Raw genomic sequence first — 10,674 nt, 5'->3', positions numbered from 1 at the left:
AGAACGGCGTGACCGTGGGGTTCGCCTCCGGCCCGCCGGGCCGCGCGCGGGGCGGCGGCGCCGCCCCCGGGGGGCGCGCGGGCGGGCGACCGCCCGCATGGGCCGAACGGCCCGCATCGGGGACCTGCGGCCCCTGCCCCCGACCGACCGCTCGACACGACGCTGGAATCGGAGCCCCACCGGGCCCCCGATTCAGGAGGTGGACATCATGCCCCGCACCGTCACCGTGGGCCTCGACGGTTCTCCCGAGAGTCTCGCCGCCGCCGAATGGGCCGCCCGCGAGGCACGGCTGCGCGGTCTGCCGGTCAGGCTGGTCAACGTCTGGGAACCGGCCCCGGACCCGCTGGCCCAGGCCCCGCTGCTCGGAGCCGAGACCCACCAGCACTGGAGCGAGCGGATACCGCGCGAAGCGGCCGAAGGGGTGCGGGCACGTCACCCGGGAGTCGAGGTCGGCACACAGCAGCTCACGGGCCGGCCCGCCGAGGCGCTCCTGAAGGCCGTGGACGACGCCGAACTCCTGGTCCTCGGCACGCGCGGGCTGAGCGGGGCGGGCGGATTCATGGTCGGCTCCGTGGGGCTGGCCGTCGCGGCCCACGCCGAGCGGCCCGTGGTGTTCGTACGGGCCGGTGAACAGGCCGCGGACGAGCACGTGGCGGACCCGACGGGCATCCCCTCCGCCGTGGCGCCCTTCCGGCCCGTCGTGCTCGGACTCGACACCGGCGCCCCGGACGACTCGCTGATCGGCTTCGCCTTCGAGGCGGCCCTCCTGCGCGACACCGCGCTCAGGGTCGTGCACTCCTGGAACGAACCGCCCTACATCGCGTACGGGCTGCCGCCGGACCTGAAGATGAACGCCCGGCTGGCCGCCGAGGACGCCTCCGCCATGACGGTGGCCCTGCGGACCTGGCGCGAGAAGTACCCGACCGTCGAGATCATCGAGGACTCCCTCTCGGGCAAGCCGGCCAACCACCTCGTGGACGCCTCCCGGGAAGCCTCGCTCGTCGTCGTGGGCCGCAAGATCCGCCATGCCGCGCTCGGCGCCCACATCGGGCCCGTCACGCACGCCGTGCTCCACCACGCCACCGCCCCCGTGGCCGTCGTACCGCACTCGTGATCGCCACGGGCCGCACCCGGGGCCCGGTGCCGTTCGCAGTCCGATCGCGCAAGGAGAGACACCTGATGAAAGCAGCAGTCGTACGAGCGTTCGGTGAGCCGCTGGTCATCGAGGAGCGCCCCGACCCCGAGCCCGGACCCGGCCAGGTCCGGGTCCGGCTGGAGGCCTCGGGGCTCTGCCACACCGACATCCACGCGGCCCAGGGCGACTGGCCGGTCAAGCCGAGCCCGCCGTTCGTCCCCGGACACGAGGGCGTCGGCCTGGTGGAGGCGCTGGGCGACGGAGTCACCCATCTCACGGTGGGACAGCGGGTGGCCGTGCCCTGGCTCGGCAAGGCGTGCGGACGCTGTGAGCACTGCCTCTCCGGCTGGGAGACCCTGTGCGAGCAGCAGCTCAACACCGGCTACGGATACGACGGCGGCTACGCAGAGAAGATGCTCGCCTGGGCCGACTTCGCCCAGCCCGTGCCCGGGGGGATCTCCCCGCTCGACGCGGCCCCGCTCACCTGCGCCGGCGTCACCACGTACAAGGCCCTGAAGGTCGCCGACGTCCGGCCCAGCCAGCTCGTCGCCATCTCCGGGGTGGGCGGGCTCGGCCATCTGGCCCTGCAGTACGCGAAGATCGCCGGGGCGACCGTGGCGGCGATCGACGTCACCGACGACAAGCTCGAACTCGCCGCGGAACTCGGCGCCGACATCGTGATCGACGCCCGCAAGGAGGACCCGGGCGAGGTCCTGCGGAGCCACGGCGGGGCCCACGCCGCCCTCGCCCTCGCGGTCAACGAGGAGGCGTTCTCCGCGGTGTACACCGGGCTGCGGCGGGGCGGGAAGCTCGTCATGGTCGCGATGCCGGCGCACGGCACGATCCAGGTCCCGATCTTCGAGACCGTGCTGAACGGCACCTCCGTGATCGGCTCCATCGTCGGCACCCGGCAGGACCTGGCCGAGGTGTTCGAGCTGCACGCGGCGGGCCGGACCCGGGTCATCCGGGAGTCCCGGTCCCTCGAATCGGTCAACGAGTCCATGGACGCGGTCCTGCACGGCCGGATCCAGGCCCGCATCGTCTTCGACTTCGCGGAAGGGAGCTGACCCCCGGGCGTGAACGGCTCAGAGGCTCGCCGCGTGGTCCGGGACGAACGTCTGCAGATCGCGCGGCGGGCGTACGTAGCCCGTCGACGGCGGCCGCTCGGGCAGCTCCAGCACCGGCGGCGGAACCTCGCGGTACGGGACGGTGGACAGCAGATGGGCGATCATGTTCAGCCTGGCGCGGCGCTTGTCGTCGCTCTCGACCACGAACCACGGCGCCTCGATGATGTCCGTGTGCACCAGCATCTCGTCCTTCGCCCGGGAGTACGCCTCCCAGCGGGTGATCGACTCCAGGTCCATGGGGGACAGCTTCCAGCGCCGCGTGGGGTCCTTCAGCCGGCGCCGGAACCGCTTCTGCTGCTCCGCGTCGCTCACCGAGAACCAGTACTTGCGCAGCAGCACACCCGCCTCGACCAGCATCCGCTCGAAGATCGGGCACTGGCGAAGGAAGAGCTGGTGCTCCTCCTTCGTGCAGAAACCCATGACGTGCTCGACCCCGGCGCGGTTGTACCAGCTCCGGTCGAACAGCACGATCTCCCCGGCGGCCGGCAGATGCTCCACATACCGCTGGAAGTACCACTGCGTGCGCTCACGCTCGGTCGGCGTGGGCAGCGCCGCGATCCGCGCGACACGCGGGTTCAGATGTTCCGCCACCCGCTTGATCGTGCCGCCCTTGCCCGCGGCGTCCCGGCCCTCGAAGACCACCACCACACGGGCGCCCTCGGTCCGCACCCACTCCTGAAGCTTCACCAGCTCCGTCTGCAGACGCAGCAGCTCCCGCTCGTACGCCGCAAGCGGCACCTTCGCCGTCTTCTCGCCGGCCATGCCGCCTCCTCCGCCCGATGACGCCTCCCGTGAAGCGCTGCGATGACCCGCCTCGGCGACACACCCCGATGACCTACGGAGTCACCATGCCCAAGGCAGAACACCAGGACAGCACGGTACTGACCGACGACGAACTGCGCACGCTGGACGCCCACTGGCGGGCCGCCAACTACCTTGCCGTGGGCCAGATCTATCTGATGTCCAACCCGCTGCTCACCGAGCCCCTGACTCCCGCGCACATCAAGCCCCGCCTGCTCGGCCACTGGGGCACCTCACCCGGCCTCAACCTGGTCCACACCCACCTCAACCGGGTGATCAAGGCACGCGGACTGGACGCGCTGTGCGTATGGGGCCCCGGGCACGGCGGCCCGGCCGTGCTGGCGAACTCCTGGCTGGAGGGCACGTACAGCCAGACGTACCCCTCCGTGCCCCGGGACCTGGAAGGCATGGAGCGACTGTTCCGGCAGTTCTCCTTCCCCGGCGGAGTCCCCAGCCACGTCGCTCCCGAGACGCCCGGCTCCATCCACGAGGGCGGCGAACTCGGCTACTCCCTCGCCCACGCCTACGGAGCCGCCTTCGACAACCCCGGGCTGCTGGTCGCCTGCGTGATCGGCGACGGCGAGGCGGAGACGGGACCGCTCGCCGCGTCCTGGCACTCCAACAAGTTCCTCGACCCGGTCCACGACGGCGCCGTCCTGCCGATCCTGCACCTCAACGGCTACAAGATCGCCAACCCGACCGTGCTCTCCCGGATCCCGGAGGCCGAACTCGACGAACTGCTGCGCGGATACGGCCACGAACCGATCCACGTCACCGGCGACGACCCCGCCCAGGTGCACCGGGCCATGGCGGCCGCGATGGACGACGCCCTCGACCGCATCGCCGTCATGCAGCAGACGGCCCGCGAGGAGGGCGTGAGCGAGCGCGTCCACTGGCCGATGATCGTGCTGCGCACCCCCAAGGGCTGGACCGGCCCCGCGGAGGTCGACGGCGAGCCCGTCGAAGGAACCTGGCGCGCCCACCAGGTCCCCCTCGCCGGAGTCCGCGAAAACCGCGAACACCTGCGGCAGTTGGAGACATGGCTGCGCTCCTACCGTCCCGGGGAACTCTTCGACGCCGAGGGCCGGCCGGTCGCCGACGTGCTGGCATGCGTGCCCGAGGGCTCCCGGCGCCTCGGCGCCACCCCGCACGCCAACGGCGGCCTCCTCCTGCGCGATCTGCCGCTCCCGCCCCTGGACCGCTTCGCCGTCCCCGTCGACAAGCCCGGAGCCGCCCTGCACGAGCCGACCCGGGTCCTCGGCGGCCTCCTCGAACACGTCATGGCCGAGACCTCGGAGCGCCGCGACTTCAGGCTGGTCGGCCCCGACGAGACGGCCTCCAACCGTCTGGACGCCGTCTTCGGCGCCAGCGGCAAGGCCTGGCAGGCAGTGACGCTGCCGGTCGACGAACACCTCGACCGGCACGGCCGGGTGCTGGAGATCCTCTCCGAACACACCTGCCAGGGCTGGCTGGAGGGCTACCTCCTCACCGGCCGGCACGGCCTGTTCTCCTGCTACGAGGCGTTCGCCCACATCGTCGACTCCATGGTCAACCAGCACATCAAATGGCTCAGGACCTCACGCCGACTGCCCTGGCGCGCCCCGATCGCCTCCCTCAACTACCTGCTCACCTCGCACGTCTGGCGCCAGGACCACAACGGCTTCTCGCACCAGGACCCCGGCTTCGTCGACCACATCCTCAACAAGAGCCCCGAGGTCGTACGGGTGTACCTCCCGCCGGACGCGAACACCCTGCTGTCCGTGATGGATCACGCACTGCGCAGCCGCGACTACGTGAACGTCGTCGTCGCCGGCAAACAGCCCTGCTTCGACTGGCTGTCCATGGACCAGGCCCGCGCCCACTGCGCCCGCGGCGCCGGCATCTGGGACTGGGCGGGAACCGCCGACGCCGACCGGGAACCCGACGTCGTCCTCGCCTGCGCGGGCGACGTCCCCACCCAGGAGATCCTGGCCGCCTCCGACCTGCTGCGCCGCCATCTGCCCGAGCTCGCCGTCCGGGTCGTGAACGTCGTCGACATGACCCGGCTGCTGACGAGAGAGGAACACCCGCACGGGATGAGCGACTTCGAGTACGACGGACTGTTCACCACGGACAAGCCGGTGATCTTCGCCTACCACGGCTATCCCTGGCTCATCCACCGTCTCGCCTACCGCCGCACCGGCCACGGGAACCTCCATGTGCGCGGCTACAAGGAGATGGGCACCACCACGACCCCCTTCGACATGGTCGTCCGCAACGACATGGACCGCTACCGGCTCGTCATGGACGTCATCGACCGTGTCCCCGGCCTCGGCGTCCGCGCCGCCGCCCTGCGCCAGAAGATGGCCGACGCCCGCTCCCGCCACGACATCTGGATCCGCGAGCACGGCACCGATCTCCCCGAGGTCGCGGACTGGTCCTGGACCGGCTGAGGGGCCGAGCCCGCGTCAGGAGCACCGTGCCGCCGTCCGGACGTACGCGGCGGCTGCCGACGCCCACGGGAGAGGCCCGCCGTCGCCGCGCGCGTGCCGCGAGGACGGCGGGCCGCCCGTACCGGAGGATGGAGGCATGGACGACCTCACCTGGGACTACGAGGGCTACCACCCGGCGCAGGAACGCCTGCGCGAATCGCTGTGCACCCTCGGCAACGGGTACTTCGCGACCCGGGGAGCGGCCCCCGAGTGCACCGCCGACTCCGTCCACTACCCGGGCACCTACGCGGCGGGCTGCTACAACCGTCTGACCTCACAGGTGGCCGGGCAGCGGGTCGAGAACGAGGACATGGTCAACCTCCCCAACTGGCTGCCCCTGCGCGTACGGACCGCCACCGGGACCTGGCTCACCCCCGACTCCCACCGGCTGCTCGGCCACCGGCTGCGCCTCGACATGGTCGCGGGCACCCTGGAACGCACCTCGCGCTACGAGGACGAGGAGGGCCGGCGCCTCGCCGTGCGCCAGCGCCGTCTGGTCCACATGGCCGATCCCCACCTCGCCCTGCTGCGCACGGAGGTGACGGCCGAGGGCTGGTCGGGCCCCGTCGAGATCGAGTCGGCACTCGACGGGACCGTCACCAACAGCGGAGTCGAGCGCTATCGCTCCCTCGCCTCCCGCCATCTGACGGACGTCGGGACCGGTACCGGGAAGCCGGACACGGTCTGGCTGCGCTGCCGCACCACCGCCTCGGAGATCGGCATCGGACTGGCCGCCCGGACCGTCACGGACGCGCCCGCCGACACCACGGACGCGCACACCCCGGGCCGCGCCGCCCAGTCGCTCAGGATCGCGCTGACCGACGGCCGGACGGTGACCGTGGACAAGACCGTGGCCCTGCACACCTCCCACGACCCGGCGATCAAGGACCCGCTGGACGCGGCCCTCGACCGGGTCGGGCGCGCCGCGGACTTCGAGACACTCCTGGACACCCACCGCACCGCGTGGCAGCAACTGTGGCGCAACGCCGAACTGGACGTGCGCGACAGCGTGGGCTCGAACCTGCGCCTGCACCTGTTCCACGTGCTCCAGACGCTCTCCCCGCACACCGCCGAGCTCGACGTCGGCGTCCCGGCGCGCGGCCTGCACGGCGAGGCCTACCGTGGGCACGTCTTCTGGGACGAACTGTTCGTGCTGCCCTATCTGAACCTCCACTTCCCCGAGGTCTCCCGCTCCCTGCTCACCTACCGCCACCGCCGTCTGGAGCGGGCCCGCCGCGCGGCCCAGGACGCCGGCCGCACCGGTGCGATGTACCCGTGGCAGAGCGGCAGCGACGGACGGGAGGAGACCCAGCGACTCCACCTGAACCCGCGTTCCGGGCGCTGGCTGCCCGACCACTCGCACCTCCAGCACCACGTCGGATCGGCGATCGCCTACAACGTGTGGCAGTACTGCGAGGCGAGCGGCGACGCCGAGTTCCTGCACACCAAGGGCATCGAGATGCTCGTGCAGATCTCCCGCTTCTGGGCCGGCTTCGCCGAGTACGACGGCACCCTCGGCCGGTACCGGATCCGCGGTGTCGTGGGCCCCGACGAGTACCACGACGCCTACCCGGACGCCGCCCGGCCCGGTCTCGACGACAACGCGTACACGAACGTCACGGCCGCCTGGGTGCTCTTCCGCACGCTCGACGTGCTGGGCGAGCTGCCCGAGCTGCTGCGCCGGGACCTCGTCGAGCGGACCGGTCTCGACCCCGCCGAGCTCGACCTCTGGCACGAGGTGTCGAACGGACTGCACGTGCCCTTCCACGCCGGTGTCGTCAGCCAGTTCGAGGGGTACGGGGACCTCGCCGAGCTCGACTGGGACGGCTACCGGAAGCGGTACGGCGACATCAGGCGGCTCGACCGGATCCTGGAGGCCGAGGGCGACAGCGTCAACCGCTACCAGGCCTCGAAGCAGGCGGACGTGCTGATGCTGGGCTATCTCTTCTCGCCCGCCGAACTCGGCGCCCTGTTCCGCAGGCTCGGCCACGAGGTCGACGACGCCGTCTGGCGGCGCACCGTCGACCACTACCTGAGGCGTACGAGCCACGGTTCGACGCTGAGCAGCCTGGTGCACGGCTGGGTGCTGGGCCGGGCCCGGCGCGCCGAGGCATGGACGTACATCCACGAGGCGCTGCAGGGCGACATCGCCGACCTCCAGGGCGGCACGACGGGGGAGGGCATCCACCTGGGCGCCATGGCGGGCACCCTCGATCTCGTCCAGCGCGGGCTGACCGGTCTGGAGACCCGCGGCGGGGCGCTGCGGTTCGACCCGGTCCCGCTGCCGGAGCTGTCCGAGTACGGTCTCTCGATCCGCTACCGCGGTCACCGTGGTGTGCAACTGCACCTGAGCGCGGGGCGGCTGAACGTCAGCGTGCCGGCGTCGGACGAGCCGCCGATCGACATCACCCTGGCGGACCGCACGGTGACGGTGGCACCGGGCGAGTCCTGCACGCTCACGCTGCCGGACCGGTGCCCGTGACCGTGGACCGTGACCGGGGACCGGCGGGGTGAGCCGGGCCGGGACGGGTCAGGGACTCAGCGCCCGGAGTGGTGGCCGGCCGCTTCCGGGTGTTCGAGCTGGTTGGCGAGAACCGCGGCCTGGACGCGGCGCTGGACGCCGAGCTTGGCCAGCAGCCGGGAGATGTGGTTCTTCACCGTCTTCTCCGACAGATAGAGCTCCTTGCCGATCTCACGGTTCGTGAGCCCGTCCCCGATCAGCGCAAGGATGTCCCGCTCGCGCGGCGAGAGACCGGCGAGCTCCTGCGAGAGGGGCGGCTCCTCGGCCGGGTCCGTGCGCAGCTTGCGCATCAGCCGGGCGGTCGTCGTGGGGTCCAGCATCGACTGGCCGGACGCGACGGTACGGACCGCCGAGATCAGGTCGGAACCCTTGATCTGCTTCAGTACGTAGCCCGACGCCCCGGCCATGATCGCGTCGAGCAGCGCTTCCTCGTCGTCGAACGACGTCAGCATCAGACAGGACAGCTCGGGCATCTGGCTGCGCAGCTCCCGGCAGACACTGATCCCGTCGCCGTCCGGGAGGCGTACGTCGAGGACGGCCACGTCGGGGCGCAGCGCGGGACCGCGCACGAGGGCGTGCTCCACGCTGTCCGCGTCACCGACCACCGAGATGTCCGGTTCGGCGTCCAGGAGGTCGGTCAGACCACGGCGCACCACCTCGTGGTCGTCGAGCAGGAAGACCCTGATCGGGTTCCTCTCGGAGAACGTTCGCGCCTCGGCCATGACGACCCCTTGTTCAGTAATGGACCCCTGGACCGCGAGTCCTCTCAGGTCGATCATCACGCTTCCGGCCCCGCCGCACTAGGGCCGACCGGCCCAATGCGAGTCCGCTCGCGCTTGCGCGTCGCCGGCGGCGACCGCGGCTCACACCTCCGGGCCGCTCCCCGGGCCCGTCACGTCGAAGCCTACGTCGACCACTCCTCTCGTCGCTCCGCGTCGCTCACGATGTGCGGACCGTCGTACACGGTGGCTACTTGATCGTTCCGGCGGCGGACGTCGGTGCGCCGCCCGCTCTCAGCGCGCGCCGCCGCTTCCGTAGGGGGCGTACAGGTCGAGCAGCCGGGTCCGCGCCGACTGGAGCCGGTGGGCGACGATCTCGCCGGCCCACTGCGCCACGGCCATCCCCAGTTCGGGATCGTCGCGGCACAGTGCCCGGACGTCCTCGGCGTCGAACTCGTAGGCGCGCACGGGGCTGGTCGTCTCGGCGCCCAGATGCCAGGTGTGCGGGGCGAACAGCCAGGACCACCCGACGAGTTCGTTGTGCCCGAGCATCTCGATGACGGCCGCGCGGCGGCCCGGGACCCGCAGGTCGAGGGCCACCGTCCCGGTCCGGATGATCCAGAACCGGTCGGCGTGGCGGCCTTCCTCGAACAGCCGGGTCCCCTCGGGGAACGACACCTCGCGGGCCAGCCGCAGGAGCGGCTCCCGGTGATCGGCGGGCAGCGCCCGCAGCATGGTGGATGTGGTGGAAGTACTCATGATCCTGCCTCTTCCTGGCGCGTGACCCTTCCGCCTCAAACCTCCGCCCGCCGCCCGTCCGCCGCCATGGGCCATCCGGCCCCGGAGGCGGGCCACATGGCACGGGCCGGGACCGGATGGCCCCGCGGCTCCTGGAGGCGACCCGCGGGGCCGTCGTCGTGGCCGTCGTCGTGGCCGTCGGCGCCCGGTGCCCGGGGTCACCGGCCGGGTCCGGTCCCCCGCGGACTCCTCCGCCACGCGCACGGTCCGGGCGTGCTGGTTCCGGGCGCCGCGGAGCAGGGACCTTCGGCCCCGTCGTCAGGGACTCGCGGCCCCTGCGAACTCCCTTGCAGGCACGGGACATTGAAGGCGCAACGGAAGCGGTCAAGGCCAAGGCCGACACCAGGCCCATGTCGAACACCCCTGGGAGGGACCAGCATCATGGCAGTCCACGAGCAACCTCACCGGCACACAGGGTTCCACCTTCCGTCGCGCGGGATCCGCTCGGCACAGGCATCGGGTGACGCCGCGAACACCTCGGCCACGACGCTCCGTTCGTACGCCTTCGCGGGTCTGCGTCTCCTGACGGGGTTCGTCTTCCTGTGGGCCTTCCTCGACAAGACCTTCGGATTCGGCTACGCCACCCCGTCCGGCAAGGGCTGGATCGACGGCGGCTCGCCCACCGAGGGATTCCTCGGCGGAGTCGCCGCCGGACCGATGGAGTCGACGTTCCACTCCTGGGCGGGAGCCGCCTGGGTCGACTGGCTGTTCATGGCAGGCCTGCTCGGCGTCGGCATCGCCCTCGTCGCCGGTGTCGCCCTGCGGCTCGCCGCGGTCGCCGGCACGGTGATGATGGCGTTCATGTGGCTCGCCGAATGGCCGCCCGCCCGCCACCTGTCCGACGGCTCGCCGAGCATGTCGTCCAACCCCTTCGTCGACTACCACGTGATCTACGCGGTCGTCCTCGTGGCGCTCGCCGTCGCGGGCGCCGGCGCCACCTGGGGTCTGGGCCGCCTCTGGGAGCGGCTTCCCGTAGTGAGCCGGAGCCCCTGGCTGCGGTGACCGCGGCCGCATCCCCCGCGGCGCCCCCGCGCGTACGTGAGGGCGCCGCGGGGGCCGGACGGCATCGTCGTCCGGGAGGCGTGAACTCCCTTGCCGTACG

8 protein-coding genes are annotated in these 10,674 nt (G+C 71.8%); 5 read left to right on the top strand and 3 right to left on the bottom strand.

Annotation, left to right across the window (positions count from 1 at the left end; translation table 11 throughout):
- Positions 1 to 97: 97 nt before the first annotated feature.
- On the top strand, positions 98 to 1,114 hold the full coding sequence (locus ACFXGX_RS27715) for a universal stress protein (RefSeq protein WP_384796060.1): 1,017 nt from the start codon (positions 98 to 100) through the stop codon (positions 1,112 to 1,114).
- Between the two features lie 65 nt (positions 1,115 to 1,179).
- Positions 1,180 to 2,202 carry a zinc-dependent alcohol dehydrogenase gene (locus ACFXGX_RS27710; RefSeq protein WP_384796058.1) on the top strand — a complete coding sequence of 341 codons (1,023 nt, stop codon included), beginning with the start codon at positions 1,180 to 1,182 and terminating at the stop codon, positions 2,200 to 2,202.
- 18 nt (positions 2,203 to 2,220) lie between these two features.
- Here the strand turns inward: ACFXGX_RS27710 and ppk2 are convergent, their stop codons facing one another.
- Entirely contained in the window at positions 2,221 to 3,024 is an 804-nt protein-coding gene (gene ppk2, locus ACFXGX_RS27705; protein ID WP_384796056.1) for a polyphosphate kinase 2, read from the bottom strand.
- 86 nt (positions 3,025 to 3,110) lie between these two features.
- On the opposite strand from ppk2, the gene ACFXGX_RS27700 reads away from it, so the two are divergent.
- Entirely contained in the window at positions 3,111 to 5,495 is a 2,385-nt protein-coding gene (locus tag ACFXGX_RS27700; RefSeq protein WP_384796054.1) for a phosphoketolase, read from the top strand.
- Positions 5,496 to 5,631: 136 nt separating this feature from the next.
- Positions 5,632 to 8,016, top strand: coding sequence for a glycoside hydrolase family 65 protein (locus tag ACFXGX_RS27695; RefSeq protein ID WP_384796052.1), 2,385 nt, complete (start codon positions 5,632 to 5,634; stop codon positions 8,014 to 8,016).
- Between the two features lie 56 nt (positions 8,017 to 8,072).
- Here the strand turns inward: ACFXGX_RS27695 and ACFXGX_RS27690 are convergent, their stop codons facing one another.
- Complete coding sequence (locus ACFXGX_RS27690) at positions 8,073 to 8,777, bottom strand: response regulator (RefSeq protein ID WP_384796050.1); 705 nt, start codon at positions 8,775 to 8,777, stop codon at positions 8,073 to 8,075.
- Positions 8,778 to 9,068: 291 nt separating this feature from the next.
- Positions 9,069 to 9,533 carry a Crp/Fnr family transcriptional regulator gene (locus ACFXGX_RS27685; protein ID WP_384796048.1) on the bottom strand — a complete coding sequence of 155 codons (465 nt, stop codon included), beginning with the start codon at positions 9,531 to 9,533 and terminating at the stop codon, positions 9,069 to 9,071.
- 420 nt (positions 9,534 to 9,953) lie between these two features.
- Here ACFXGX_RS27685 and ACFXGX_RS27680 point away from each other — a divergent pair, with 420 nt between their 5' ends.
- Positions 9,954 to 10,574, top strand: a complete 621-nt coding sequence (locus tag ACFXGX_RS27680; protein WP_384796046.1) for a hypothetical protein — start codon at positions 9,954 to 9,956, stop codon at positions 10,572 to 10,574.
- The last annotated feature ends 100 nt before the right edge of the window (positions 10,575 to 10,674 follow it).

The organism is Streptomyces sp. NPDC059371, assembly GCF_042751995.1.
Taxonomy (GTDB): domain Bacteria; phylum Actinomycetota; class Actinomycetes; order Streptomycetales; family Streptomycetaceae; genus Streptomyces.
The sequence above is the reverse complement of the archived record's forward strand: the minus strand, read 5'-3'. Positions and strand labels throughout refer to the sequence as shown.

Excerpts from the sequence above, each read along its gene's own strand:
- ACFXGX_RS27715 (WP_384796060.1), top strand. The coding sequence starts at position 98 with ATGGGCCGAACGGCCCGCATCGGGGACCTGCGGCCCCTGCCCCCGACC.
- ACFXGX_RS27710 (WP_384796058.1), top strand. The coding sequence starts at position 1,180 with ATGAAAGCAGCAGTCGTACGAGCGTTCGGTGAGCCGCTGGTCATCGAG.
- ppk2 (WP_384796056.1), bottom strand. The coding sequence starts at position 3,024 with ATGGCCGGCGAGAAGACGGCGAAGGTGCCGCTTGCGGCGTACGAGCGG.
- ACFXGX_RS27700 (WP_384796054.1), top strand. The coding sequence starts at position 3,111 with ATGCCCAAGGCAGAACACCAGGACAGCACGGTACTGACCGACGACGAA.
- ACFXGX_RS27695 (WP_384796052.1), top strand. The coding sequence starts at position 5,632 with ATGGACGACCTCACCTGGGACTACGAGGGCTACCACCCGGCGCAGGAA.
- ACFXGX_RS27690 (WP_384796050.1), bottom strand. The coding sequence starts at position 8,777 with ATGGCCGAGGCGCGAACGTTCTCCGAGAGGAACCCGATCAGGGTCTTC.
- ACFXGX_RS27685 (WP_384796048.1), bottom strand. The coding sequence starts at position 9,533 with ATGAGTACTTCCACCACATCCACCATGCTGCGGGCGCTGCCCGCCGAT.
- ACFXGX_RS27680 (WP_384796046.1), top strand. The coding sequence starts at position 9,954 with ATGGCAGTCCACGAGCAACCTCACCGGCACACAGGGTTCCACCTTCCG.